The organism is Actinomadura barringtoniae, from assembly GCF_017573505.1.
Lineage (GTDB): Bacteria > Actinomycetota > Actinomycetes > Streptosporangiales > Streptosporangiaceae > Spirillospora > Spirillospora barringtoniae.
Genome location: NZ_JAGEOJ010000006.1, coordinates 145,770 through 171,063, shown reverse-complemented (window position 1 = coordinate 171,063; position 25,294 = coordinate 145,770). Strand labels below are relative to the sequence as shown.

The following is a 25,294-nucleotide window of genomic DNA, read 5'->3' as shown; positions in this document are numbered from 1 at the left end:
GGGAGCCCATGACGGACGAGAGCAAGATCGTCGAACTCGAGGAGACGCCCGACCTGAACGGCGCGTTCCCCAGAATGAGCGACGCCCAGCTGGCGCTGCTGGCCGCGCACGGGACCAGGCGGACGACCGAACGCGGCGACGTGCTGTTCCGCGAGGGCGACCAGTGCCCGGACTTCTTCGTGATCCTCAGGGGCAAGGTCGCCGTCATCGAGCAGTCCGACGACAACGGCGAGCCCGTCGTGCTCAGGGTGCACGGGGAGCGCCGATTCCTCGGCGAGCTGGGGGTGCTCACCGGCCAGCGGTCGTTCCTCACGACGGTGGTGTACGAACCGGGCGAGGTGCTGGCCGTGCCGGTGGCCCGGCTTCGCGAGCTGCTCGGCCGCGATCCCGGGCTCGCCGACCTGATCCTTCGGGCGTACGTGATGCGCCGGGCGATGCTGATCGACGCCGGCACCGGGTTCCGCATCGTGGGGTCGCGGTTCTCGCCCGACACCCAGCGGCTGCTGGAGTTCGCCGCCCGCAACCGGCTGCCGCACCGCTGGATCGACCTGGAGGACGAACCGTCCGCCGAGTCTCTGCTGCGCCGCCTCGGCGTCACCCCTGAGGAGACCCCGGTGGTGGTCATGGGCGAGGCCGCGGTGCTGCGCAACCCCGGCAACGCCGAGCTGGCCAGGGCGATCGGGCTGCCCGCGCCCGCCGTCTCACCCGACACCGACATCGATCTGGCCGTGGTCGGCGCGGGACCGGCGGGACTCGCCGCCGCCGTCTACGGGGCGTCCGAGGGGCTGACCACTGTCGTGCTGGACGCCGTCGCCACCGGGGGCCAGGCGGGGACCTCGCCACGGATCGAGAACTATCTCGGCTTCCCGGCCGGGGTCTCCGGGTCCGAACTCGCCGAGCGCGCGGCGATCCAGGCGGCCAGGTTCGGCGCCCGGATCGGCGTGCCCGCCGAGGTCACCGGGCTGCGCAGGCGCGAAGGGCTGTTCGAGGTCGCGGTCGAGGGCGGCGAGCCGCTGCTCGCCCGTACCGTCGTCATCGCCACCGGAGCGCGCTACCGCCGCCTCGACGTGTCCGGCCTGGAGCGGTTCGAGGGCACGAGCGTCTTCTACGCGGCCACCATGGTCGAGGCCCGGATGTGCGGGTCCGATCCCGTGGTCGTGGTCGGCGGCGGGAACTCGGCCGGTCAGGCCTCACTCTTCCTCGCCAGGTCCGCGGCCCGGGTCACCTTGATCGTCCGAGGCCCGGACCTCACCGCGAACATGTCGCGCTACCTCGTGGAGCAGATCGAGCGGTCGCCGCTGATCGACGTGCGCCGGTCCACCGAGGTTCGCGAGGTGGTCGGCGACCGCGCGCTCGCGTCCGTCACGGTCGAGAACACCGGGACCGGGGAGAAGAACGAGATCCCCGCCCGGGCGATGTTCGTGTTCATCGGCGCGTCGCCGCACACGGGCTGGCTCGCCGGGAGCGTGGAGCTCGACCGCGCCGGTTTCGTGCGCACCGGCCCGCGCACTCCGCTGGGGACCAGCTGGGACGGGGTCTTCGCTGCCGGGGACGTGCGCAGCGGATCCACCAAGCGGGTCGCCTCAGCGGTCGGTGAAGGCGCCATGGCAGTACAGCTCGTGCACCGTCACCTGGGCGGACGAGTCCGCTAGGGAGGCCGCGCGGAAAGGCCGCGTGGGAAGGCCGCGCGGGACGGCCTACCCGACTTGGGGATGTGGCAGGAACCCCTCCGCGCCGACGGTGGAACTCACCGCAGGATGTGGGAGGTCCATCAATGACCATTTCGCAGTCCGGGCCACCGGTCCGGGACATCACCCGGTACGAACCGGTCGCCGCATTCACCGCCTACGCCGAGGCTCAAGAGGTCGTGGACGCGCTGTCCGACCGGCACTTCCCCGTGGAGAACACCCTGATCGTGGGCGTCGATCTCCGGCTCGTCGAGCGGGTGCTGGGGCGGCTCAACTACGGGCGGGCGGCGGCGATGGGCGCCGCGACGGGCGCCTGGTTCGGCCTCCTGATCGGCCTGTTCTTCGCGATCTTCACTCCCGACCTGAGCAACTCGCTGGGGGTGATCCTGTGGGGGCTGGTCTGGGGCGCGGTCGCCGGGGCGCTGTTCGGCCTGTTCTCGTACGCGCTGACCAGCGGCCGCCGGGACTTCTACTCGCAGAGTGGCCTGGAGGCCGGCCGCTACGAGGTCCTGGTCCATCCCGACCATGTCGCCGAGGCCCGCCGCCTCCTGGAGTCTCGGCGCTCCGATGCGGGCTGAGGCGGGGGAGGGACGACGGAACCGATGATGTTCTCCGAAGGTTTCCGCCCGGGACCCCCGAGATCGTACGGCCCGGTCCCGGGGGTCGCGCCGGCCGCCGGGACCCGGCGCCCGCGCCACTGGCCCCGCGTGTTCCTGGGCGGCCTGACGCTCTGGCTGATCAGCGTCATGGTCACCCTCCTGACCGGGAACCCGAACCTGGTGCCGACGCTGGTGCTGCTGGGCAGCTTCCTGATCCCGGTCACTTTCGTCGCCTGGGCGTTCGAGCGCTGGCGCGACGAGCACATCACGACGGAGCTCGTCGTCACCGCGTTCGTCGCGGGCGGCGTCCTCGGCATTCTCGGCGCGTCACTCCTGGAGACCTACCTCCTCGGTCCTTCCCCGTTCGTCTACCTCGGCGTCGGACTGATCGAGGAAGCGGCCAAGCTCGCCGCTCTGGTCTGGGTCACCCGTCACATGACTCGCAGGCACGCGCGCGACGGCATGCTGCTCGGCGCTGCTGTGGGTTTCGGCTTCGCCGCGTTCGAGAGCGCGGGATACGCCCTCACCGCGGCGCTGACCGTGAAGGGGCTCTCGCTGCGCGCTCTCGTCGAGACCGAGGTGCTGCGCGGCCTGCTCGCCCCGGTGGGGCACGGGCTGTGGACGGCGATTCTCGGCGGGGTGCTCTTCGCGGCGGGCCGGTACACCTGGTCCGTGCTGGGGGCCTACCTGTGGGTCTCCCTCCTGCACGGGCTCTGGGACTCCATGAACTCCATCGCGGTCGTCCTGACCTACCTGCTGACCGGCAGCTCGTGGCAGTACGGGCTCATCGAGTCCGGTTATGTACCCGACCCGACCGAAGAGCAGGTGCACCTGTTCACCGCGCTGTCCGTCGGTGGGCTCGCCTTGGTGTCCCTGCTCGGCATCGGAACGCTCCTGGCTCTCACGAGAGGAAGGCAAAGCCATGGCTAAGGCTGTAGGAATCGATCTCGGAACCACCAACTCGGTGATCGCCGTCAACGAGGGCGGCAAGCCGACGGTGATCCCGAACGCGGAGGGGTCGCGCACGACGCCCTCGGTGGTCGCGTTCACCGACACCGGCGAGCGGATGGTCGGCCAGCTGGCACGGCGTCAGTCGATCCTCAACCCCAAGGGCACCATCACCTCGGCGAAACGGTTCATCGGCCGCAAGTTCGACGAGGTCACCAGCGAGATGACCGCGGTCTCCTTCGATGTCGTCGAGGGGCCGGACGGCGCGGTGCGCTTCAAGGTGCGGGGCAAGCTGTACGCCCCGGAGGAGATCTCCGCACAGGTGCTCCGCAAGCTCGTCGATGACGCGAGCAAGCACCTGGGGGAGAAGGTCACCGAGGCGGTCATCACCGTGCCCGCCTACTTCAACGACGCTCAGCGGCAGGCCACCAAGGACGCCGGACGGATCGCCGGGCTTGAGGTCCTGCGCATCATCAACGAGCCGACCGCGGCGGCGCTGGCCTACGGGCTGGACAAGCGCGCCAACGAGACGGTGCTGGTCTTCGACCTCGGCGGCGGCACGTTCGACGTCAGCCTGCTCACCATCGGCGACGACGTGGTGGAGGTCCGCTCCACCGCCGGAGACGGGCACCTCGGCGGCGACGACTTCGACCGCCGGATCGTCGACCACCTGGCCGACGACTTCAAGCGCGACAACGGCATCGACCTGCGCGGCGACCCGCAGGCGCTGCAGCGGCTGTTCGAGGCCGCCGAGAAGGCCAAGGTCGAGCTGTCGTCGGTCACCCAGACGCAGATCAGCCTGCCGTTCATCACCGCCGACGCCTCGGGTCCCAAGCACCTCAACATGACGCTGATGCGTTCCACCTTCGAGCAGCTCACCGCCGACCTGATCGAGCGGTGCACCGGCCCGGCCGAGCGCGCGATGGCCGACGCCAAGGTCACCGCGAACGACATCGACGAGGTCATCCTGGTCGGCGGCTCGACCCGGATCCCGGCCGTCCAGGCGCTGGTCCGCCGCCTCACCGGCGGCAAGGACCCCAACATGTCGGTCAACCCCGACGAGGTCGTGGCGCTCGGCGCGGCGGTCCAGGCGGCCGTGCTGAAGGGCGAGGTCAAGGACGTGCTGCTGCTGGACGTCACGCCGCTCTCGCTCGGCCTGGAGACGCTCGGCGGCGTGATGACCAAGGTGATCGAGCGCAACACCACGATCCCGACCCGCCGCACCGAGACGTTCAGCACCGCCGAGGACGACCAGTCCGCGGTCGACATCGTGGTGCTGCAGGGCGAGCGTGAGCGCGCCGCCGACAACCGGGTGCTCGGCCGCTTCCGGCTGGAGAACATCCGGCCCGCTCCGCGGGGGGAGCCGCAGATCGAGGTCACGTTCGACATCGACGCGAACGGCATCTTGAACGTCTCCGCGCGCGACAAGGACACCGGCGCCGAGCAGCGGATCACCATCCAGGAGAGCGCCAACCTCGACACCTCCGAGATCGAACGCATGGTCCGCGACGCCGAGGAGCACCGTGGCGAGGACGCCAGGCTGCGCGAGGCGATCGACGCTCGCAACGAACTCGACACGGTGGCGTACCAGGTCGAGAAGCGTCTCGGAGAGCTCGGCGAGGCGGCGCCGACGCACGAGAAGGCACGCGCGGAGATGCTCGTCAACGATGCCCGGCAGGCGATCAAGGAGGAGGCCCCGATCGACCGGCTGCGGTCGCTGACCGGTGAGCTCCAGCAGGTGTACGCCGGCCTCCAGGTCGCCGGCCAGTCGCAGTCCGGGTCCTCGCAATCGGGGTCCTCGCAGTCCGGAGCCTCGCAGTCCGGCCAGGAAGGTGGTGACGACGATGTCATCGACGCCGAATTCACCACCTCCGACTGACCCGGCACAGGGGCGCCCCGACGAGCGCGTCGCCGAGCTGGAGGACCTGTGGCGGCGGACCGCCGCCGACCTGGACAACGCGCGCAAGCGGTTCGCCCGCGACCTGGAGCGCGAGCGCCGCAGGGAACGGGCGCGGGTGGCGGCTGAGTGGCTCCCGCTGCTCGACGATCTCGAACGCGCGCTGGAACATGCCCGTTCCGACCCCGAATCGATCGTGGCGGGCGTCCAGGCGGTCCGGGACCAGGCCGTCAGGCTGCTCGAACGGCTCGGCTTCCCGCGCCGCGACGACATCGGGGCGCCGTTCGACCCCGCCCGCCATGAGGCCGTGGTCGTGCGGGACGACACCGGCGCGGCGCCCGGCACGGTCGTGGAGGTGCTGCGGCCGGGTTATGGCGATGGCGAGGCACAGCTCAGGCCGGCGCTGGTCGCGGTCGCCTCGAAAGACGAGGTCGCCTCGGAGGACGCGAAGGATGACCGCTGATGGCCGTACGGGACCCCTACGAGGTGCTGGGCGTGTCGCGGACCGCGAGCCAGGACGAGATCCAAGGCGCCTACCGCAAACTCGCCCGCAAGCATCATCCCGATATCAACAAGGCCCCCGAGGCCGAGGAGAGGTTCAAGGACATCTCGGAGGCGTACGCGATCCTGTCCGATCCCGAGCAGCGCCGCCGGTACGACGCGTTCGGCGCGGACTTCCGGCAGGTGCCACCGGATGTGGACCCCGAGACGTGGGCGCGTTCGCGGCAGCGCGCGGGCGCGCGCAGTGGAGCCCGGTCCGGCGGGGCGAGCGGGTTCCGGGACGGCGGCGTGGGGGGCGCGGGGTTCCGGGACGGAGGCTTCGAAACACGCTTCGGTGAGGGCGTCGACGTTGATCTTGAGGATCTGCTCGGCGGCATGTTCGGCGGCCGGCGCGGCGGCCGCGGCTGGGGGCCGGTCCCCGGCGCGGACCAGGAGGCCGAACTGGAGCTCACCGTCGAGGATGCCTACCGCGGCGGCCGGCGCACGCTCACCTTCGACGGCCCCGGCGGCGGCCGCACCGTGGAGGTCGACATCCCCGCCGGCGTCACCGACGGCCAGCGCATCAGGCTGGCCGGACAGGGGGGCCGGGGCGACGGAGGAGCCTCGGACGGCGACCTGTATCTGGTCGTGCGGATCGCGCCGCATCCGCGCTACCGGGTCGACGGCCGCGACCTGACCGTCGAGCTGCGGCTGGCCCCGTGGGAGGCCGCGCTCGGCACGTCGGTGCCGATTGAGACGCCGGGCGGGCGGGCCACGCTCCGCGTACCGCCGGGTTCGTCGAGCGGGCGGCGACTGCGACTGCGCGGCCGCGGGCTGCCCAACCCCCGCGGGAAACCGGGTGATCTCTTCGCGGAGATACGAATCATGGTGCCGCCCAAGCCGACCGATGAGGAGCGCCGGCTGTTCGAGGAGCTGGCCAAGGTCTCGACGTTCGACCCGAGGAGGACGTGATGCCGTACGCGCTGATCCCTGTCGCACGCCCGGTGCGACTCGATCTGGATTCGTTCGCCCGGGCCACCGGCACGCATCCCGACCTTGTGAGCAGGCTCGTCGAGCTCGGCGCTCTGGACCCCGAACGCGACACGTACGGAAACCTTCGCTTCCCGCCGGGCCAGCTCGCCGCCATGGCCCGCCTCCAGCGGCTGCGCGCCGCGTTCTCCCTTAATTACGCCGCCCTGGGCCTGGTCGCCGATCTGCTCGACCGCATCGCCCTGCTGGAGGCGGCGCTCCGCGACCGAAACAGCCAGTACCGACCTACCGGAGGCCGAAGGTGGACGCCAACCGACTGACCCAGAAGTCCCAGGAGGCACTGCACGACGCGCAGACCAAGGCACTGCGGTTCGGGCACACGGAGGTGGACGGCGAGCACCTGCTGCTCGCGCTGCTCGATCAGCCCGACGGCCTCGCGCCCAGGCTCCTGTCGGAGGCGTCGGCCGATCCGGACCGGTTGCGCGCGGACCTGGAGGACGAGCTCGGCCGCAGGCCCAAGGTCGGCGGTCCGGGCGCCCAGCCGGGGCAGGTGTTCGTGACCCAGCGCCTGGCACGGCTGCTGGACTCCGCCGAAAGGGAGGCACAGCGGCTCAAGGACGAGTACGTCTCCGTCGAGCATCTGCTCATCGCGCTCCTGGAGGAGGGCTCGCAGACCTCGGCCGGACGGCTGCTGCACGCCCAGGGCCTGACCAGGGATTCGTTCCTGCAAGCGCTCACCAGGATCCGCGGCAACCAGCGGGTCACCTCGGCCATGCCCGAGGTCGCCTACGAAGCGCTGGAGAAGTACGGCCGCGACCTGGTGGCCGACGCTGCGGCGGGCAGGCTCGACCCGGTCATCGGCCGCGACACCGAGATCCGCAGAGTGATCCAGATCCTGTCCCGCAAGTCCAAGAACAACCCAGTGCTGGTCGGCGACCCCGGGGTCGGCAAGACCGCCATCGTGGAGGGCCTCGCGCAGCGCATCCATCACGGCGACGTGCCCGAGGGGCTACGGGACAAGGTCGTCTTCGCCCTCGACATGAGCGCCCTGGTCGCCGGGGCCAAGTACCGCGGCGAGTTCGAGGAGCGGCTGAAGGCCGTGCTCAACGAGGTCAAGGCCGCCGAGGGCCGGATCCTGCTGTTCGTCGACGAGCTGCACACCGTGGTCGGCGCCGGCGCGACTGAGGGCGCCATGGACGCGGGCAACATGCTGAAGCCGATGCTCGCCCGCGGCGAGCTGCACATGATCGGCGCCACCACCCTGGACGAGTACCGCAAGCACATCGAGAAGGACGCCGCGCTGGAGCGCCGGTTCCAGCCGGTGGTGGTCGACGAGCCGACCGTCGAGGACGCGATCTCGATCCTGCGCGGGCTGCGCGAGCGGCTGGAGGTCTTCCACGGCGTCCGGATCCAGGACGCCGCGCTGATCGGGGCGGTCACGCTGAGCCATCGCTACATCTCCGACCGGTTCCTGCCCGACAAGGCCATCGACCTGGTCGACGAGGCCTGCGCGATGCTGCGCACCGAGATCGACTCGATGCCGGCCGAGCTGGACGGGCTCACCCGGCGAGTCATGCGCCTGGAGATCGAGGAGGCCGCGCTCGCCAAGGAGGACGACCAAGCGAGCAAGGCCAGGCTGGAGGACCTGCGCCGCGAGCTGGCCGACCTGCGGGCGGAGGCCGACGCGATGCGGGCGCAATGGGAGTCCGAACGGCAGGCCCTCAAGGCCGTGCAGGCGCTGCGGCAGGAGATCGAGCAGGTCAAGCGGGAGGCCGACCAGGCCGAACGCGACTACGACCTCAACCGCGCGGCCGAGCTGCGCCACGGCACCCTGCCGGAGTTGCAGCGGCGGCTCCAGGCCGAAGAGGAGCGCCTGCTGGGCAAGCAGGGAACCCGCCGGCTGCTGCGCGAGACGGTGACGGAGGACGAGATCGCGCAGATCGTCTCGCGCTGGACCGGCATCCCGGTCAGCCGGCTCCGGGAGGGCGAGCGGGACAAGCTTCTGCGGCTCGACCAGATCCTGCACGAGCGGGTGATCGGCCAGGACGAGGCCGTACAGCTGGTCGCCGACGCCATCATCCGGGCGCGGTCGGGTATCAAGGACCCGCGCCGCCCCATCGGGTCGTTCATCTTCCTTGGGCCCACCGGAGTCGGCAAGACCGAGCTGGCCCGGGCGCTCGCGGCGGCGTTGTTCGACACCGAGGACAACATGGTCCGCATCGACATGAGCGAGTACCAGGAGCGGCACACCGTGAGCCGCCTGGTGGGCGCGCCGCCTGGATACGTCGGATACGAGGAGGGCGGCCAGCTCACCGAGGCTGTCCGCCGCAAGCCCTACTCGGTGGTGCTGTTCGACGAGATCGAGAAGGCGCACACCGACGTCTTCAACACGTTGCTCCAGGTGCTGGACGACGGGCGGCTGACCGACGCGCAGGGCCGCACGGTGGACTTCCGCAACACGATCGTCATCATGACCTCCAACATCGGCTCCGCCTACCTGCTCGAAGGGGTGACCGCCGAGGGCGAGGTCAAGCCCGACGCCCGGGAGAGCGTGATGGCCGAGATGCGACGGCATTTCCGGCCCGAGTTCCTCAACCGGGTCGACGACATCGTGCTGTTCAAGCCGCTCACGGAGCCGCAGATCGAGCGGATCGTCGAGCTGATGTTCAACGACCTCCGGGCGCGGCTGGCCGAGCGGCGGATGACGCTGGAGGTCGCGCCGGAGGCCCGCGCCCTCATCGCCCGCCAGGGCTTCGACCCGGTTTACGGAGCGCGGCCTTTGCGCCGCCATATCGCCCGCGAGGTGGAGACCCGGATCGGCCGGGCGCTGCTGTCGGGCGAGATCCGCGACGGCGCGACCGTCCGCGTGGAGGTCCAGAACGACGACCTGGTCGTCACCCACGACAATCCGCCAGAGGAGTGAACCTCACGGCGAAAGGAGGACGCCATGTCGGCGCAGATCGTGGAGTGCACCAACTGCGGGAAGAAGAACCGCGTGCCCGCCGTGGCGGACGGCGTTCCGCGGTGCGGGAACTGCCATTCGCCGCTGCCGTGGCCCGCGGAGGCGGGCGACGGTGACTTCGCCGAGATCGCGGAGAAGGCGGATCTGCCGGTCCTGGTGGATTTCTGGGCGCCGTGGTGCGGGCCGTGCAGATTCGTCAGCCCGGTGCTCGATCAGATCGCCCGCGAGATGGCCGGACGGATCAAGCTCGTCAAGGTGAACGTCGACGACTCACAGGGGCTCGCCGAACGCTTCACCGTCCGGCACATCCCGACCCTCATGATCATGCGCCGGGGCGAGGTGGTGGACCGCCGCCCGGGCGCGACCTCGGCGGCCGACATGCGGGCCTGGGTGGAGGCGGCGGTGAACCGCTCCGCCACTCCGCGATGAGCCGAGCCTCCGGGACACCTCAGGAAGCGAGCACGGCCCCGGGCGCACCTACGGTTCTACGGCCGGGAGACCTGATGAAGGCGGTCACGTATCTCGTCCGCGTGACCCTCTGTGGTCTCGCCCCTCTTCAGCCGCTCCGCCATCTGCTCGGGTGGCGTGTAGTAGGGGTTCTCGATGATCTCGGCGCCGACCAGTACGAGAGGATGGGTGGCGATGGCGTTCACCAGAGTGCGGCCGCCGAACCGGGTGAGGTCGTACAGGCACAGCACCCCGATCCGCTCGGGGATGCGCCGGGTCAACTCGATCTCGTAGCCGACAATGCTCCCGCCGGTGGCCTGCGGAAGCCACCAACTCGCTTCTCCTCCGAGGCGGATGAAGCCCTCTCCGTGTGGATCTTGGGCCTCGGCCATGGTCTCGTCCCACTGTGCGAGCATCTCGTCGACGTTGAGGCCCGCCGTTCCCCGCCTGGGCGGGACCGCCGTCCGCGTGTCAAGGCGACCGGAGGCCCGCCAGGACGCGACCTGGCTGCCGGTGCCCATTTCGGCGAGGACGGGGGAGGGGTCTTCGTCGTCCACGACGACGACGCAGCTGTCACCGTCCTGAAGGCCTGCGCGGAAGTAGGGGACCATCATCCGGTCCCGCTCGGAGTCCTTGGAGTAGAGGCCGCAGACGTGATGGCCGGGACTGATCGTCACTCCCGGCAGCCCGAATCTCACGCTCGCCGTCATGATGCGACGTTACGTTCTGCTCGCGGGTCGGGCAACAGTCCCGAGCCGGCCTCGGCGGGCTCAATGATCGCCATGGCGAAGCGCCGCCAGAGTGCGCCAGGCGCGCGTGGCGAACTGCAGATTGAACAGCGTGTCCGGATCCGAAAGATCATGACCGGAGATCTCCCTGATGCGCTGCAACCGGTACTTGAGCGTGCTGCGGTGGATCGACAGCGCGGACGCCGTCGGGTCGTACCCACCGCCGGATTCCAGGAACGTGCCAAGTGTGTTGACCAGATCGGCGTTCCGTCGGGCGTCGTACTCCAGCAACGACCCGAGCCAGCCGTCGACAAAGCGTTCCATCGCGCCGGGCGCACCGCTCTCCGCGAGGAGCTGATAGACCCCCAGCCGGTCGAACTCGCTGACCGGCCTGCCACCGGCCGCCGTCTGGATGCGCAGCGCCAGCCTGGCTTGCCCGTAGGAGCGGGAGATCTCGCCGGGGCGGGCGCACGAGCCGCCGACGCCCACGCGGCAGCCGACGATGCCCGCCTCCTCCTCGACGGCAGCGCGGAACCGCGACCAGTCCTCGTCCGCGCCGGCCAGGAGCACCACCTCCCGGCCCCGCCCCGCGAGCAGCGGGTCGGGGCGCGAGACACGGGCCACGCGCTGGACGGCCCGGCAGAGCGCGTCGATGTTTCGCACGCCTCCCGGGCGGTCTATCACCACGACCCGGTGGAAGGCGTTCAGATCGTGGCCGAGGGCTTGGGCGCGGGCGAGGGCGGTGGCCTCGTCGGCGCCCGACAGCAGCTCCTCCACCAGGTCGCGGCCGAGGCGCGACTCCGTCTCCGCGAGGTTCTGCAGATGGGCCAGCTCGACCGACAGGACGGTGGCGGCATGCTCCAGCGCCACCTGCTCCTGGGCGCCTGCCGTCTCGTCGGGGTCGATGAGCGCCAGCACGCCGAGCGCGGCCTCGCGCGGCCCGGCCACGGCGACCAGCCGACCCTGGTGCCGAACGGGGGTCTGTCTCTCGTGCATGTGCTCGAAGAGCCGCTCGCGGGACGTCGCGGACTCCTTCGGATACGGGTGAGGGGGACCGGGCCCGGCCCAGGCCTGCAGGTTGCCGCGCCGATCTTCGACCGCGACCGGCAACCCGGTCAGGTCGTGCAGCACCTCGGCGATCCCCGCCATACCGTCGCCGCCGACCGCGGCCCGGGTCAGCCGGTCGTGGATCGCGGTGCTGCGCTCCAGGGCGGTGACGGTCTCGGCGAGCTTGGTGTTGGTGGTGCGGAGCTGCTCGGCACCGGCCCGCTGCCGTTCGTGCACCCGGGCGTTGTTGACCGCGATCCCGGTCTGCTGGGCGAGCACTCGCAACAGGAACTGGTGGGCGACCTGCGGCTCGTCGTCGGCGGAGACGATCAGATACCCCAGGTCGTCCTCAAGGCTGCGCAGCGGATAGGCCCAGGTCCAGTCCTCGCCGACCATGGCGATCACGCCCCCCGCACTGCCAAGCACGGCGAACTGCGCCTCCAGATCCGCCCGCGAATCGGGCTCGGGCAGGGGGGTCCGGCACTCCTGCCACCCACCATCGGTGAGGTGGACGCCGGCCACCCGGTAGTCACCTAATGCTCCGACCGCGGTGCAGGCCAGCTCGACGATGCCGGCCTCGTCCGAACTCTCGGTCATGACCATGGACAGGGCCAGCAGCGCGCGAAGCTTGGAGAGCTGGTCCCGGAGCCCCGCCTTGGAGGCAGGGTCGGGCAGCCCCGACATCGCCACCGCACTCAGCTCCTCCGGTCGTCTCCCATCACCCTTCCCGCGGCGATCGCCCTGACACGCTCGTACCGACGGGACCAGACCTCGACTCGAATTGGTCCTGTGGGGACCAGATTCGATTGGTGACCGCTCGCTCCATGATAGGGCGAAGGTCCAGATTGGACCCGCCATGACCTGATATAGCGAGCCAGGTCAGCGCATTGTCGGGGCTATGCCGGGAATTCAGGGAAGGGCGCGTACTGCTCCGCTGCCGGGAACGCGGTCCGCGACGAGCCACCGTCAGCGCGGCCGCGAAAACGAATGGTGTTCGGTCCTTGCCTTTCTGGACCGTGTCGCCGCGGGTGAGCAGGGCAGCCTGCTCGTGGAGGGCGGGCGGGGGATGGGCCGGACGACCCTTCACGCCGAGATCGTCCGCGCCGCGAACGAACGTGGGGTTCAGGTCGCGGCCGGGCGGTCGTTCGAGCTGGGTCACCTCATCCCGCTGGAGCCGTTGCTCACGGCACTGGGCGAGGTCTCGGAGCCGGGGGACGAAGCCGGGCTGGTCGAGCGGCTCAGTGATCACCTGGCCGAGCGTGCCGCGGCCCGTCCCGTCCTGATCAATCTGGACGATCTGCAGTGGGCCGATCCGTTCACACTCGCCGTGCTGCGGGCGCTGAACGAACGCCTTGAGGACGCCCGCGTGAGCTGGGTGATCTCCCGCGCCACCCCCCGCGACGACTCCGCTCTCCTGTTCGATGCGCTGGAACGGCGCGGCGGCGAACGGATCACGCTCGGCCCGCTGGGGACGGCGGCACAGGTCGATGTGGTCGTCGACGCCCTGGGGGCCAAGCCGGGCGAAGGGCTCCGGGAGCTCATCGCCACCGCAGGAGGTAATCCATATCTGCTGACCGAACTGCTGGCGGGGCTGATGGAAGAGGACATGGTCGACGTCCACTCCGGACGTGCCGATCTGACTGGCCACGCTTTGCCAGTGCGAGCCCACGTCCTGCCGGCTCGGGCACGCGCCGCGGCGCTGCATGTGCTGGACCACCTGTCGCCGGCCGCCCGCCGGTTGACGAGCGTTGCCGCCGTGTTCGGCCGGTCGTTTAGTTTCGCCGACTTCGCGGACCTGGTCGGCGAGACGCCGAGCTCGCTCCTGCCCGCGCTGGAGGAGGCAAGCGATCTGGGGGTCCTCAGCGCCGATGGCGAGGAGGTCTCCTTCCAATACGAGCTCATGTGGTGGGCGGCCTGCGACGCCGTCCCGGCAGCGACGCGGTGGGCGCTGCATCAGCAGATCGGTGAGCTGTTGCTCAGCCAAGGTGATTCCACGGCGGCGGGCGAGCATCTGGCCGAGGCCGCACGGCAGGGCAACGAGCGGGCCTTGGCCGGCCTTGACCGCGCGGCGGCGCAGGCGAGCATTTCGGCCCCACGAACCGGAGCGAAGCTCGCCATGCGAGCACTGGCGCTCACCCCGCGCGCGCGGCCGAAGCGGGCGGGACGTGTCCTCGCCGCAGCCAAGGCGGTCGCCGCCGCCGGGCGCCTGGACACCGCCGCCGACCTCGCCCACGCGGCGGAGAACGAGCCGATGCCGGTCGCGGCGGCGGCCCGGCTTCGGTGCGCGCGGGCACGGATCCTGAGCCTGTCGGGATGCGCTGAGGAGGCGGAAGGAGCGGTGGAGGCGGTCCTGGCCGACCCGGACATCGGCGGGGAACTTCGCGACGAGGCCGAGCTGTGCCTACTGACACTGGGCTTGGACGGTGCCGATCCGGATGGCGGCATCCGCGCCGAACAGATCCTCGGCGACCGCGCCTCGTACGGTGACGGCCTGGTCGGCGGTGCGCTGCTGAGGCTTGCGCTTGACGCCTGGAACGCCGGGCGGCTGGATGAAGGACTCGCGAAGGCCAAGGAGGCCGTCATGGTCTCAGGCCAAGCCTCGCCGGACGACTGCACCATCCCGCCGAGGCTGGTCCTCGCCATCATGCTGAACGAGGTGGGCCCGGTCCAGGAGGCTCACGCCGCGCCGATCGGGTTCGGGGACGGTGTGTCGGCTCATCGGCTGTGGACGCCGTTCCGCCATCTACTGCAGGCGGGCATGCTCCTGGCTACAGGCAGCCTTGGTCCGGCCAAGGCAGAGGCGACGCTCGCCGTTACCCGTAGCAGAGTGCTTGGCAACCGCCTCCTTGAGGCGGCGGCCCTCCCGCTGCTAGCGACCGCCGGGCTTCGGATGGGCGACTTGGACGGGGCGGCGCTGGAGCTCAGGCCCGGCCTCCCGCTCACCCGCGCCAAGACCATGCTCGCCATGGCCCGTGCCACCGAAGCCAAGGACGGGCCCGCGCAGGCACTGACAGAACACGTCGACGTGTGGGACCGGCTTGAGGAGCACGAGGGCCTGCTCGTCGGTGACGTGACAGCCGCGCCGTGGCTCGCACGCGTAGCGCTCGCCGCAGACGACGCTCAACGGGCCGGCCACGCCGCCGCCGTCGCCGAACGCTTGGCCAAGGGAAACCTCGGTTTTCCCGGGCTGGCCGTGACCGCCACCCATGCCCGCGGTCTTCTGGACAGTGACATGGAAGCGCTCCGGCGAGCCTCTGCGGGGCATCGTGATCCGTGGGCCAAGGCCTCCGCGGAGGAGGACATCGGCGTCCTCATCGGATTCGGTCCGGGGGCCGTCAAGAGCCTGGAGGCCGCGCAAGCCGGTTTCACAGAAGTCGGCGCCGAACGTGACGCCGCCCGGCTGCGACGCCGACTCCGGCGGCTCGGCGTCCGGCACCGGCACTGGAAGCGGGACGACCGGCCGGCCACAGGCTGGGAGAGCCTGACCGAGACCGAGTCCAAGGTGGCCGAGCTGGTCGCCGAGGGTCTCACGAACCAGGAGTCCGCTGACCGGCTGTTCCTCAGCGTGCACACGGTCGCGTTCCATCTCCGGCAGATCTACCGCAAGCTCGGCATCGGCTCCCGCGTCGAACTGGCCCGGCTCGCACCCGAATCGCACGCCCGGTCCCGTAACGGTTCCTGACCCGAAACGTTGGCTCTCATTGAAGAGAGGAAGCTAGGTAGGGCGGAGGACACGCACGCCCCTCCCGAGGACTGCACAACCCTCCCAGGATGTCCTCCGCCCATCCGGATTTCGAGCGGCCGGGGGAGCCGCTCGAAGCCCGGAGCCCCAGTTAACGAGCAGCCGGGACGCCAGGCAAGCGTCCTCCTCGTGGGGCGGACTGTCCCTTCGCGCAATGGACAGTTGACCGCGGAGTCACCGACCGGCCACCCTGGGCATGCAGTCCGAACGTGCATTTAGAGGGTTCTCATGCCAGCAGCGTCAGACTCGGCGATGGTTCGTGCCGAATTCAGCACCACCGATACGGACGTGGCGCACGACTACCTGCGCTCTGAATACGCCGACCACGCCGCACGGCTCTCGGGCGACCGGGAGCGGTTCGAGTTCCGGGCCCATACCGTCCAGGAAGAACGGTTCGGCATAGAATTCGTCTCGCACTCGATGGAGTTGGACACGGTCGTCGAGCCCTACCGGGCGCTCCTCGTTCCGCATGTACTGGCCGGTCACATCCGATTGGCAAGCCGTCGCAACGAGGTGTGCGCAGGCGAGGGAGACGAGTTCCTCATCGCACCCGACGCCCGGCTGAACCTGCGCTGGCGGGGCCCCAAGCTGGGCATCGTCCGGCTCGACACCGAGGCGGTCGCCGGGATCGCGGCGGAGACGATCGGCGACGGTGCCCGTTTCCCACTCGCCCCGCCGGTCTCGGCCGGACGGGCCCGGTACTGGCGGTCGGTGGTCAGACATGTGTCCCGCGACTTCATGTCCGATCCGGTCGCCATGGCCAGCCCGCTGCTGCGCACAGAGCTGTTCCGCCTGCTCGCGACCGCCCTGATCGAGACCTTCCGGGTCACCGTGGACGACACCGCGCCGCACGGCCTCGTCGAGCCGGCCGCAGTACGGCGCGCGGTCGCGTTCATCGACGACAACGCCCACCGAGAGATCGGCCTGACCGAGATCGCCGAGGCCGCCCGGGTCGGCCCGCGTGCGCTCCAGGCGGCCTTCCGCAGGCACCGGGGCACGACCCCGACCGCGTACTTGCGCGAGGTGCGCCTCAACCGCGCGCATCTGGATCTGCAGGCGGCCGACCCGACGGCGGGCGACAGCGTGGCGGCGATCGCGACCGCGTGGGGGTTTCACCATCACGGCCGGTTCGCCGTCGCCTACCGCGAGCGCTACGGCTGCACGCCGCGCCGAACCCTCCACTCCTGAACCGCGTCGCCGCCGATCGAGCCGCTGTCGTGCCCATTCGCGGGCGGCTGCGGTTCCCAGGCGCCGCCGCAGTGACAGCGACTTCACGTGATCGTTGGACAGGTCAGCGAGCGCCGTGCCGATGTCCGCCAGATGGTGGGCGATAGAGCCACACCTCCGTACGACACCGAGACCTCTCTCCGGCTCAAGAGCTGGTCCGCCACGCGAGAGGCGTGGCGGACCGGCATGTACGGGCCGGATGCGGGGGTGAGTATTGCCTGCGCAGGTCGCTGGACGGGGTCGTCTCGCTGCCGCCGGGTCTGGGTGCGGATGCCCCAGGCGGAGGGGAGCGGATATCGCTGCGGTCGTCCGGCGGGCGGCGTGACGGGCGGGGCAGGCGGCCCGGGCCAGGCGGGCGGCGCGCCGCAGTTCGCTGTGATCAGGGCGTTGAATTCTGCGTGCAGCCACTGGTCATCGGCACAGATCAGCTCTGCGAACTCGCGCTCTGCCTGCCGTGGCGTCAAGGTCTGTATCTCGATCACTCCCGAACCGAGCAGCTTCACCAGGTCCGACCGATACACCCAATTCCTCTACCCATGCCCCCAGAAATCTGTCAACCCCAGCTGCAGGTTGCCGATCCCATGCTCACCGGGATCTTGCTCTCGGTCAGGGTAGACGCTCCCCAGGTTGGTCCAGGAAGAACAGTCTTGTAGATGTATTTGCTGTTCAGAGCCTTCTTCCGGTGCCTTTAGAGTCACTGCTTGACATCATGGGGAGGGGCTACCTATAAATTGAGTCGTAGGTTCTCTCAGGTGAACGACCCCGGTCTGGAGGTCCGGGGGATCCTTCGGAGGTGAAGCGACTATGTTGCTGACGTCGATCGACCCGTTCGTGCAGGAGTTCGAGCGCCAGTTCGACCAGGCGGTCCGCCAGCTCAGGAGCCAGTCCGGCGGTTCGGGCATGCCGATGGACGGGATCCGCCGCGCCGACGACGTCGTGCTGCGGTTCGACCTGCCCGGCATCGACCCCGGCTCGATCGAGGTGACCGTCGACCGCGGTGTGCTGTCGGTCAGCGCGCGGCGCGAGGAGGAGTTCGCCGAGGATGAGCGTGTGTTCGTCCGCGAACGGCCGATGGGGACCTTCACCCGCCGCGTTTACCTGTCCGAGCACCTGGATGCCGAAGCGATCGAGGCCGCCTACAACAACGGCGTGCTGGCCGTGCGGATCCCGGTGCTGGAGAAGGCCAAGCCGCGCAAGGTCTCCATCCAGCAGACCGGCGACACCGCCAAGTCCATCAAGGCGTGACAGAGACGTGACAGAGGTGACAGGCGTGGAGGGCGTGCCAGTCCGGCCCCACCCTCATCAGCACGCTCTCCACGCCTGTCACCTCTGTACGCGTGGCTCGTCGGCGCGAGCTGGACACACCGCCATGGCGGGCCGTCGCCGTCACCAGCCGACCGGCGACCCGTCGACCTGCCTGGAAGGTGCCCGTGACGCTTTCGATGGATGATGAGCACGCGGCCCTTTTCACCGTGGGACAGGTCGCCGACATGCTGCACGTGCAGCAGGCTTTCCTGCGCCGCATCGACGACCAGGACGTCGTCACCCCGCAGCGGTCGGCCGGTGGGCAGCGCCGCTACAGTCGCCGCGAGATCGGCCGCATCCAGGAAGTCGTGTCGATGATGAACGACGGCATGACCCTGCCCGGCATCCGCCGCATCTTCCAGCTCCAGCACGAACTCGCCGAGATGACCCGCGAACGCGACGAACTCACCCGCCGCCTGGCGGCCCACACGCAACCCGTTCCGCAGACCGACCCGCGCGAAGGTCCGGAGCACTGATGTCCGCAACCGCGACCCCCTCCCCGACGTCCCAGTCCCGGGCGATGTCCAAGCCGCGCCCTGTCGACTCGTGCACAGGACGGGCCGGTTCGAGCCCGCCGCTGAGGATCGACGGCCACCTGCACCCCGACTATCCCGGTTTGGCGATCGTGACCGTGGCCGGCCTGGTCGACCTCACCACCACCGGTCAGCTCCGGGACCGGATCGCGATCCTGTTCGGTCTCGGCGCCCGCTCTGTGATCCTCGATCTGTCCGCGGTCACCTTCATGGACTCCACCGGTCTGAGCCTGCTGACCGCCACCCACAAACTCCTGCGCAGCGGCCGTCTCACCGCATCCTCCGCCAGCCCGCCGGAGGACTGCGTGACGCTGGTCGGGCTGAACGACCGCATCCGTAAGCTGCTGCGCATCACCGGCATGACCCGGCTCTTCCCCATCTACCGAAGCGTGGACGCGGCCGTCCTCGCACACGCCCACCGGCAGCGCGATCCCAGCGACCACCAGGACCCCGCCCAGTCCAACTGAGGGCCCGCCCGATGCGGACCGCCCCAAGAGTGCGGCGCAGTGAGCGGCCGCGTCCGCGCGGGCCTGGTCGACCACACTGGCCACCGTGGTGGTGCGGTCCTCCGCGCCATGGCGCAGGCGGCTCGACACGAAGCATGGTCTGGTGCATGACGCATGTGTCGCGCGACTGCGGGTAGTCAGTCGTGTGATCTTTCCCGGCTGCCGGTGAGGAGCGTCCATGGCCACCAGTGATCAGCGTCGGCCGGAGATCGTCGTCGGACTCGTGGCCACCCCGCCCGACTATCCGGCCCAGGTGGTCGCGCGGTTCACCGCCGAGCTCGCCGACCTGCTCGCCGAGCGGGTGGACGCGGACGTGCGGTGGACCGTCAGGGAAAGCTGGGGTGAGGTGGCTCCGCGCCGCGACGGCGGCGTTGAGGCGCTACTGGACGATCTTGCCGACCGGCGCGCCGACGCCCGGTGGGACGTCGCGATCTGCCTGACCGACCTGCCGCTGCACACCGAGCGGGTGCCGCTGGTCGCGCAGACGTCCGTCCGGCGCGCAGCCGCGATGGTGTCCTTGCCCGCGCTGGGGCTGCGCCAGCTGCGAGCGGTCCGCGCAGCCGTTCCTGATCTCGTGGGCCGGCTGCTCGCCGACGCTGCCGAGGAGCGGGTGCCGCCGGCCGGCGGGGCACCGATGGACGGCCGGGTTGCCGCCATTCACCGCATGGTCGGCGAGACCGATGCCGGGGAACTGCGCTACGTCGCCTCGCGGCTGATCGGCCGGGTGCGGCTGGTGACCGGAATGGTCCGGGCCAACCGCCCGGGACGCGCCTTCCTGGGATTGTCCAAACTGCTGGTCGGCGCCTTCGGTACGGCCGCGTTCGCGCTCGCCACCAACACCATCTGGAAGCTGGGCGATGCACTCGGCGGACTCCGTCTCACCGCGATCATGCTTCTCGGGCTGACCGCACTGGTGGCCTGGCTGATCATTGCGAACGACCTGTGGGAGAAGCCGGACCGGGAGACCCCGGCTGAGCTGGCCCGGCTGTTCAACCTCGGCACGGTCCTCACCCTTACCCTGGCCACCGCGGTGTCCTATCTGGTGCTGTTCGCCGGAACGGCACTCGCCGCGGCGCTCCTGATCGACACATCGGTGCTGGAGGATACGCTGCAGCGGCCGGTCGATCCCACCGACTATCTGATGCTGGCCTGGATCATCAGCTCGCTGGCCACCGTCGGCGGCGCGATCGGCTCCGGGCTGGAGGACGAGGACACGGTGCGGGCCGCCGCCTACGGCTACCATCCCGAACCCGGCGGCTGGCGGGACGAGAAGGACGCGTAGCCCCCGCCCCGAGCCAGCGCCCGTCCGCACTGCCGAGCGCGGCACCTCAGGCCAGCACCGCTCACCCGCGATCCCGACGCGCTGGGCGCGGTCCTGGTGCTGGTCCACGCCCGGGTGATGCGGCCCTCGTAGAGGTTGCCGGTGGTGTGGTCATTGACTTCGCACCAGTCGAAGGACCCGTGCAACGGCTTGACGAGCTGCAGCATCATCGACGGCGTCGGGGCGCGGTTCAGGGCGCGGTCGATGTGTGGCGGCCTGAGTTCGTTGACCTGGAGGGCGCCGTCAGGGCGCATGCAGACGAACCGCACTCCTTTTCGCGTCCGCGATCGTGTCGCCCGCTGCGGCGACCGCCGCCCCGCCCAACGGACCCGACCAGCATTGGGCCGGGTCGGAGATCGCCAAGCACGAGACCGACCCGCCCGGTGAGGCGCCGCCGTACCATTTCGCGGTCCCCAGCAGCTCCAGCGGAGCGGCGTAGAGGCGAACTACTTCGTCGACCACGGTGGCGGCTGGTACCGCCGGACCTGCTACTCGATGAGCGCCAGCGCCCTGGTCAGCTGGATGCGCCGGTGGTTCGCGACCTACAAGTCGCGCACCGGCCGGGACGCCGTGATCTACACATCTACCAGTTGGTGGGAGACCTGCACGGGCAACTACAGCGGCTTCGGCGCGATCAACCCGCTGTGGATCCCGCGCTACGGCGCCTACGACCGGCTCCAGGCGCTGGCCAACGGCTGAGCCCACGCACCGCACCGCACGCGCCGTGCCCGCGCCCCGCGCAAGCAGGGCGCGGGCACGGCGGTCTGCCCTCTGCCCTTCGTCGCGGCCGGCACGCAGGGCGCACCACGGTCGGTTAGCGAGAGGCTCGGTAACCTGGGGTCAGCGAAGAGAGCGGAATGCGGCTCGTAGCTCGGCTGCGAACAGTTCCGGCTCTTCCCAGGCGGCGAAGTGGCCGCCTTGTTCGGCTTCGCCGAAGTAGGTGAGGGTGGGGTAGGCCTGCTCGGCCCAGCTGCGCGGTGTGCGCCAGATCTCGCCGGGGAAGGTGCTGAAGCCGACCGGGATCCGCGGCGGCGGGAGCGGCTTGCTGCCCGCGGCGGGCGCGTCGGGTCCGTAGGCCTCCCAGTACGAGCGGGCCGCGGAGGCTCCTGTGCCGGTCAGCCAGTAGGCCGTGATGTTGTCGAGGATGTGATCGCGGGTGAGGTTGCCCGAGGGCTTACTGTCGATGAACGCGCTGGCGATCTTGTAGTAGGCGTCGGTGTCGTGGTCGATCATCCAGGCGGCAAGAGCGGACGGCGAGTCCAGCAGCGCGTACCCGATCGTCTGCGGCCGTGTGGCCATCTCGACGAAGTAGCCGTTCCCGCTGGTCTGGAACGTCTTGATCGCCGAGAGCGCCGCGCGTTCGGCCTCCCCGTCGGACGGCAGCGACGCCGGGTCGTTGAGCGCCGGCACGAGCAGGTTGGTATGGATTCCGGCCAGCCCCTCAGGGCCCAGTCGTCCCATCGTGTCGGTGACGCCGGCACCGACGTCGCCGCCTTGGGCCACGTAGCGGTCGTAGCCGAGGCGGCGCATGAGCTCCGACCAGGCCCGCGCGGTCCGGGCCAGGTCCCACCCGACCTCGGCCGGCTGCGCCGAGAAGCCATATCCGGGCAGCGACGGCAGCACGAGGTGGAACGCGTCCGTGGCGGTGCCGCCGTGCGCGGTGGGGTCGGTGAGCGGGCCGACCGAATCGAGCATCTCGATGACCGAGCCGGGCCAGCCGTGAGTCATGATCAGCGGCAGCGCGTCCTGGTGCTCGGACCTGACGTGCACGAAGTGGACGTCCACGCCATCAATCTCAGTGATGAACTGCGGCAGCGCGTTCAACCGGGCTTCGACCCGCCGCTCGTCGTACTCCTTCGCCCAGTACTGCCACAGCGCTTCCATCGTGGCCAGCTGCACGCCCTGCGAGCGGTCGCCGACACGCTCCCTGTTCGGCCAGCGCGTCGTCGCCAGGCGGCGACGCAGATCATCGAGCGCCTCTTCGGGGATCTGCACGGTGAACGGTCGGATGATGCCGGCCTGCTGCTCGGGCGTGGTCATGTCAGGACCTCCCTGTCTTTGGACCCGGCGCGGGCAGCTGAAGCTGCCGCTCGCTCAGTCCACTCCCACAATCAACGGGCCGCAAGACGCAAATCCGACGCTTCTGGTCGAAATGGATCACTATCAGCACATCTCGGGCAATTCGGGGCTGTGTCCGGGACCGGTCCTGGCTCGTCCTGGCGCGGGAGAGGCGGCATCAACCCGCGGACGCCGCCTCTCCCCCGCGCACGGAACCGACGACGCGCAGAGGACCATGGGCGTCATCACGCTCGGCACCTACAGCGTCGGAGGGCGATGAGAAGAGCGCGTCAATCTCGATCGCTCCTGCCCTGGCGAACCTCAGCATGACCGTGCCGTGACGGCTTCACCGCGGGTCTGACCGGCGACTGGCCCGAGGATCCAATGAGCGCGCTACGGCTGGGAGGCGGTGGTGAGGTGGCGGCGGAGGTCGGCGGGGGCTTGGCCGTGCCAGCGGTGGACGGCTCTGCGGAGGGCGCGTAAGTCGGAATAGCCGATGCGGGCGGCGATGGCGTCGAGGTTGAGGCCGGTGCCGCGCAGGAGACGGGTGGCTTCGGCTTGACGGGCGCGTTCCACCTCTTCGCTCCAGGTGGTGCCCTCCTGGTGGAGCCGGCGCTGGAAGGTGCGAGGACTCGTCGCCAGGCGCCGGGCGACCCGATCCAGCGATGGTGATCCATCGGCGAACGCGGCGGCGATCTCGGCGTGGACCTTGTCGAGCCATCCCAGCACCAGCCGGGCGTTGCTGATCGAGTAGGCGGCGTACTCGCGGACGATGGCCACCAGAGCCGGGTCCGTGCCGGGGAGCGGTCCGGTCGAGTCCAGGACGGAGAAGGTGATGGAGGAGACCGGCGCGTCGAACTGAATGTTGTGGGTGCCGAGCGCCTCGACCAGGTAGTCGTGCGATCTGGGTGGCTTTCCGGGGATGTTGATGGCCTGGGGGATGACGGGTCGGCCAAGGGCGGCGGTGGCCTGCTCCAGGAGCAGACCGAGGACGAACTCGGCGATCAGGGAGCCGACCCGGCCGAAGGTCGGGACGGGAAGGGTGGCGACCCTCAGTCGCCCGGCCGGATCCTGGCAGACCTCGAAGGTGCTGTCGGGGTCGGTGATGGCGGGAAGAAGGTCGGTGGCTGACCGGAACGCCTCGGCCAGGTCGGCTGAGGACCGAAGCGCTTACGCCCTGTCCGGCAACGGCATGGTCGTCAGGGCGTGCGGGGTCGAAGTGGCTGTGCGCGGCACGAAATGTGCAGTGCCCTTGCGTGATACAGGTTCCTCTGACCGCGTGGCGAGATCCGTTTCCACGGATGGTGGGGCTGTTCGGGGGTGTTCACGAGCATCCCTGCCCCAGGGGTGACGGGGCGTGTCACAGATCACTTCCCGCGGGTGGGGTGATCGTTTCCCAGCGCTTTCAGCTGCGCGAGTGACACGCCGGTGCCGGGCACGGTGTGTGCCCCATCTCGCCCCGGCATCGGGCCTTCACGCGGGGCTGGGGCTTATTCGATCTCAGTCATGTGGCCGACCTGGCCTGAGCACCCGACATTGCCGGGTTCAGGGTTTGCGGGCCACGGCGCCGTAGGCGTCGATGGCCTTGGTGTTGGGGTCGTCCTGGCGCCAGAGGTTGATGGGCGTGAGGCCTGGTTCGACGAGCTCCAGGCCGGCGAAGCAGGTCGCGAGTTCGTCGGGGCTGCGCAGGATGTAGGGGACGCCGCCGGATTCGGCGAGCCGGTTGGCGCCATCGACGACGGCTTGGCTGGTGTTGGTGCCGTCCCACAGCACCAGGTGGCTGCCGGATGCCGTGTCGGCCAGCATCCGGGTCACGATGGAGCGCACAGCGTCCATGTCGGGTTCGTAGCCGAGCACGCCCATGAACATCACCGCGACGGGCTGGTCGAAGTCCAGCACGGTGCTGGCCTCGGCGAGGATGTTCTCTGGGTCGTGGTAGTCGGCGTGCACGTAGGTCGTGGTGCCCTCGGCGGTGGTGTTGGCCAGCAGGGCCCGCGCGTGCACGAGCACCAGTGGGTCGTTGTCGACATAGACGACCTGTGATTCGGGCGCGATGGCTTGGGCGACCTCGTGAGTGTTCTGCATGGTGGGCAGGCCGGTGCCCACGTCCAGGAACTGCCGGATGCCCACTTCGGCGGCCAGGAACCGCACGGCCTGGATGAGGAACCGCCGCGACTCGCGCGCCATGATCACGATCTCCGGGTACACCTGGGCGACGGCGTCCCCGGCGGCCCGGTCGGACTCGTAGTTGTCCTTGCCGCCCATCCAGTAGTTCCATATCCGCGCGGCGTGCGGCTCACCGAACTTCAGCTGTGCAGCAAGCTGGGGGTCCGAGTCACTCATGTCCGGTCCTGTCGACGAAGGGGAGGGACGGCGCGGCGGAGAGCTGAGCTGATCGTACGCCTACGGGCCGCCTGACTTGCCCTGCGGTGCCGGACCCGTGGGCGGCCACGGCTGATGCCGCGGTGTCGTTCCCGCGCGGTCTCGAGGAACGTCGCTCCCGGTGCGTCGGAAAGCGGATTGAGTAGGTCACCCGCCCCTGGATGAGCGTTGCTACTCATCTGCGCCCGCCCCGCCCCACCTAGCGTGAGGTGCGGGAACGTAAGCCGGGAGAGCCTTACAGATCCCCCAGCGCAACCGAAAATCGTCACCTGGCCGATCTGTGCCTACGTTGGCAACTCACGTACACCGGCGCCTGCCACGCGCGTCCCGCTCGCCGAGTGGTACTCAATGGTGGCGCGGCGGATCGGTAGGAGCGTGCTGTTTTCGTGTCCGCCTCCGGATCGGTTCGATCCCTTTCCGTGGCCGTTCGTTGC

At 70.0% G+C, this 25,294-nt stretch carries 21 protein-coding genes and 2 pseudogenes; 17 read left to right on the top strand and 6 right to left on the bottom strand.

Annotated elements, in window-relative coordinates; all coding sequences use genetic code 11:
- Nucleotides 1-8: 8 nt before the first annotated feature.
- The 9 genes from J4573_RS16120 to trxA all read left to right on the top strand — a co-directional run bounded on the left by J4573_RS16120 (nt 9) and on the right by trxA (nt 9,993).
- Nucleotides 9-1,652 (top strand): FAD-dependent oxidoreductase, encoded by a 1,644-nt coding sequence (locus J4573_RS16120; protein WP_208256295.1) that lies wholly within the window; start codon nt 9-11, stop codon nt 1,650-1,652.
- A gap of 122 nt (nt 1,653-1,774) precedes the next feature.
- Nucleotides 1,775-2,266 (top strand): YflT domain-containing protein, encoded by a 492-nt coding sequence (locus tag J4573_RS16115; protein WP_208256294.1) that lies wholly within the window; start codon nt 1,775-1,777, stop codon nt 2,264-2,266.
- Between the two features lie 129 nt (nt 2,267-2,395).
- Nucleotides 2,396-3,217, top strand: coding sequence for a PrsW family intramembrane metalloprotease (locus tag J4573_RS16110; RefSeq protein ID WP_307796657.1), 822 nt, complete (start codon nt 2,396-2,398; stop codon nt 3,215-3,217).
- Nucleotides 3,210-5,114 (top strand): molecular chaperone DnaK, encoded by a 1,905-nt coding sequence (dnaK, locus tag J4573_RS16105; RefSeq protein ID WP_208256293.1) that lies wholly within the window; start codon nt 3,210-3,212, stop codon nt 5,112-5,114. The genes J4573_RS16110 and dnaK overlap by 8 nt, the downstream gene beginning before the upstream one ends.
- Nucleotides 5,080-5,595, top strand: a complete 516-nt coding sequence (locus tag J4573_RS16100) for a nucleotide exchange factor GrpE (RefSeq protein ID WP_208256292.1) — start codon at nt 5,080-5,082, stop codon at nt 5,593-5,595. Before dnaK ends, J4573_RS16100 begins: the two co-directional genes overlap by 35 nt.
- The gene (locus J4573_RS16095; protein WP_208256291.1) at nt 5,595-6,584 is read left to right on the top strand and encodes a DnaJ C-terminal domain-containing protein; all 990 of its coding nucleotides are present in this window, start codon (nt 5,595-5,597) and stop codon (nt 6,582-6,584) included. Before J4573_RS16100 ends, J4573_RS16095 begins: the two co-directional genes overlap by 1 nt.
- Entirely contained in the window at nt 6,584-6,922 is a 339-nt protein-coding gene (locus J4573_RS16090; RefSeq protein WP_208256290.1) for a chaperone modulator CbpM, read from the top strand. Before J4573_RS16095 ends, J4573_RS16090 begins: the two co-directional genes overlap by 1 nt.
- On the top strand, nt 6,904-9,525 hold the full coding sequence (clpB, locus tag J4573_RS16085; protein WP_208256289.1) for an ATP-dependent chaperone ClpB: 2,622 nt from the start codon (nt 6,904-6,906) through the stop codon (nt 9,523-9,525). Before J4573_RS16090 ends, clpB begins: the two co-directional genes overlap by 19 nt.
- 24 nt (nt 9,526-9,549) lie before the next feature.
- Complete coding sequence (gene trxA, locus J4573_RS16080; RefSeq protein ID WP_208256288.1) at nt 9,550-9,993, top strand: thioredoxin; 444 nt, start codon at nt 9,550-9,552, stop codon at nt 9,991-9,993.
- 56 nt (nt 9,994-10,049) lie between these two features.
- On the opposite strand, the gene J4573_RS16075 is transcribed toward trxA, so the two are convergent.
- Together J4573_RS16075 and J4573_RS16070 are read right to left on the bottom strand one after the other, a co-directional pair.
- Nucleotides 10,050-10,721, bottom strand: a complete 672-nt coding sequence (locus J4573_RS16075) for an MEDS domain-containing protein (RefSeq protein WP_208256287.1) — start codon at nt 10,719-10,721, stop codon at nt 10,050-10,052.
- Nucleotides 10,722-10,781: 60 nt separating this feature from the next.
- Nucleotides 10,782-12,470, bottom strand: a complete 1,689-nt coding sequence (locus J4573_RS16070) for a PucR family transcriptional regulator (protein ID WP_243773146.1) — start codon at nt 12,468-12,470, stop codon at nt 10,782-10,784.
- Nucleotides 12,471-12,684: 214 nt separating this feature from the next.
- On the opposite strand from J4573_RS16070, the gene J4573_RS16065 reads away from it, so the two are divergent.
- From J4573_RS16065 to J4573_RS54030, 8 genes and pseudogenes are all read left to right on the top strand, one after another.
- Nucleotides 12,685-15,468 (top strand): helix-turn-helix transcriptional regulator, encoded by a 2,784-nt coding sequence (locus tag J4573_RS16065; RefSeq protein ID WP_208256285.1) that lies wholly within the window; start codon nt 12,685-12,687, stop codon nt 15,466-15,468.
- Nucleotides 15,469-15,756: 288 nt separating this feature from the next.
- Nucleotides 15,757-16,716 (top strand): helix-turn-helix transcriptional regulator, encoded by a 960-nt coding sequence (locus J4573_RS16060; RefSeq protein ID WP_208256284.1) that lies wholly within the window; start codon nt 15,757-15,759, stop codon nt 16,714-16,716.
- Nucleotides 16,717-17,559: 843 nt separating this feature from the next.
- Entirely contained in the window at nt 17,560-18,000 is a 441-nt protein-coding gene (locus tag J4573_RS16055) for an Hsp20/alpha crystallin family protein (protein WP_208256283.1), read from the top strand.
- A 185-nt stretch (nt 18,001-18,185) separates the two neighbouring features.
- On the top strand, nt 18,186-18,536 hold the full coding sequence (locus J4573_RS16050) for a MerR family transcriptional regulator (RefSeq protein ID WP_208256282.1): 351 nt from the start codon (nt 18,186-18,188) through the stop codon (nt 18,534-18,536).
- The gene (locus J4573_RS16045) at nt 18,536-19,060 is read left to right on the top strand and encodes an STAS domain-containing protein (RefSeq protein WP_208256281.1); all 525 of its coding nucleotides are present in this window, start codon (nt 18,536-18,538) and stop codon (nt 19,058-19,060) included. Before J4573_RS16050 ends, J4573_RS16045 begins: the two co-directional genes overlap by 1 nt.
- Nucleotides 19,061-19,277: 217 nt before the next feature.
- Nucleotides 19,278-20,381, top strand: coding sequence for a hypothetical protein (locus tag J4573_RS16040; RefSeq protein ID WP_208256280.1), 1,104 nt, complete (start codon nt 19,278-19,280; stop codon nt 20,379-20,381).
- A gap of 328 nt (nt 20,382-20,709) precedes the next feature.
- Entirely contained in the window at nt 20,710-20,859 is a 150-nt protein-coding gene (locus J4573_RS54035; RefSeq protein WP_243773097.1) for a hypothetical protein, read from the top strand.
- Between the two features lie 14 nt (nt 20,860-20,873).
- Nucleotides 20,874-21,119: pseudogene (locus J4573_RS54030) on the top strand (GH25 family lysozyme); the annotation flags it as partial.
- A gap of 141 nt (nt 21,120-21,260) precedes the next feature.
- On the opposite strand, the gene J4573_RS16030 reads toward J4573_RS54030, so the two are convergent.
- The 4 genes and pseudogenes from J4573_RS16030 to J4573_RS16015 all read right to left on the bottom strand — a co-directional run bounded on the left by J4573_RS16030 (nt 21,261) and on the right by J4573_RS16015 (nt 24,821).
- Entirely contained in the window at nt 21,261-22,460 is a 1,200-nt protein-coding gene (locus J4573_RS16030) for an epoxide hydrolase family protein (protein WP_208256279.1), read from the bottom strand.
- A gap of 411 nt (nt 22,461-22,871) precedes the next feature.
- Nucleotides 22,872-23,207 (bottom strand): helix-turn-helix domain-containing protein, encoded by a 336-nt coding sequence (locus J4573_RS56090; protein ID WP_504740197.1) that lies wholly within the window; start codon nt 23,205-23,207, stop codon nt 22,872-22,874.
- Between the two features lie 108 nt (nt 23,208-23,315).
- Nucleotides 23,316-23,636, bottom strand: a pseudogene (locus tag J4573_RS56680) (hypothetical protein); the annotation flags it as partial.
- 387 nt (nt 23,637-24,023) lie between these two features.
- Nucleotides 24,024-24,821: an SAM-dependent methyltransferase gene (locus J4573_RS16015; protein WP_208256277.1), complete on the bottom strand. Its 798-nt coding sequence runs from the start codon at nt 24,819-24,821 to the stop codon at nt 24,024-24,026.
- Nucleotides 24,822-25,294: the final 473 nt, after the last annotated feature.

Coding starts and splice junctions, on each gene's coding strand:
- J4573_RS16060 (WP_208256284.1), top strand. CDS start 15,757: ATGCCAGCAGCGTCAGACTCGGCGATGGTTCGTGCCGAATTCAGCACC.
- J4573_RS16115 (WP_208256294.1), top strand. CDS start 1,775: ATGACCATTTCGCAGTCCGGGCCACCGGTCCGGGACATCACCCGGTAC.
- J4573_RS16075 (WP_208256287.1), bottom strand. CDS start 10,721: ATGACGGCGAGCGTGAGATTCGGGCTGCCGGGAGTGACGATCAGTCCC.
- J4573_RS16045 (WP_208256281.1), top strand. CDS start 18,536: ATGTCCGCAACCGCGACCCCCTCCCCGACGTCCCAGTCCCGGGCGATG.
- J4573_RS16055 (WP_208256283.1), top strand. CDS start 17,560: ATGTTGCTGACGTCGATCGACCCGTTCGTGCAGGAGTTCGAGCGCCAG.
- J4573_RS16070 (WP_243773146.1), bottom strand. CDS start 12,470: ATGTCGGGGCTGCCCGACCCTGCCTCCAAGGCGGGGCTCCGGGACCAG.
- J4573_RS16040 (WP_208256280.1), top strand. CDS start 19,278: ATGGCCACCAGTGATCAGCGTCGGCCGGAGATCGTCGTCGGACTCGTG.
- J4573_RS16015 (WP_208256277.1), bottom strand. CDS start 24,821: ATGAGTGACTCGGACCCCCAGCTTGCTGCACAGCTGAAGTTCGGTGAG.
- J4573_RS16090 (WP_208256290.1), top strand. CDS start 6,584: ATGCCGTACGCGCTGATCCCTGTCGCACGCCCGGTGCGACTCGATCTG.
- dnaK (WP_208256293.1), top strand. CDS start 3,210: ATGGCTAAGGCTGTAGGAATCGATCTCGGAACCACCAACTCGGTGATC.
- J4573_RS16030 (WP_208256279.1), bottom strand. CDS start 22,460: ATGACCACGCCCGAGCAGCAGGCCGGCATCATCCGACCGTTCACCGTG.
- J4573_RS16095 (WP_208256291.1), top strand. CDS start 5,595: ATGGCCGTACGGGACCCCTACGAGGTGCTGGGCGTGTCGCGGACCGCG.
- trxA (WP_208256288.1), top strand. CDS start 9,550: ATGTCGGCGCAGATCGTGGAGTGCACCAACTGCGGGAAGAAGAACCGC.
- J4573_RS16065 (WP_208256285.1), top strand. CDS start 12,685: ATGCCGGGAATTCAGGGAAGGGCGCGTACTGCTCCGCTGCCGGGAACG.
- J4573_RS16100 (WP_208256292.1), top strand. CDS start 5,080: ATGTCATCGACGCCGAATTCACCACCTCCGACTGACCCGGCACAGGGG.
- J4573_RS16120 (WP_208256295.1), top strand. CDS start 9: ATGACGGACGAGAGCAAGATCGTCGAACTCGAGGAGACGCCCGACCTG.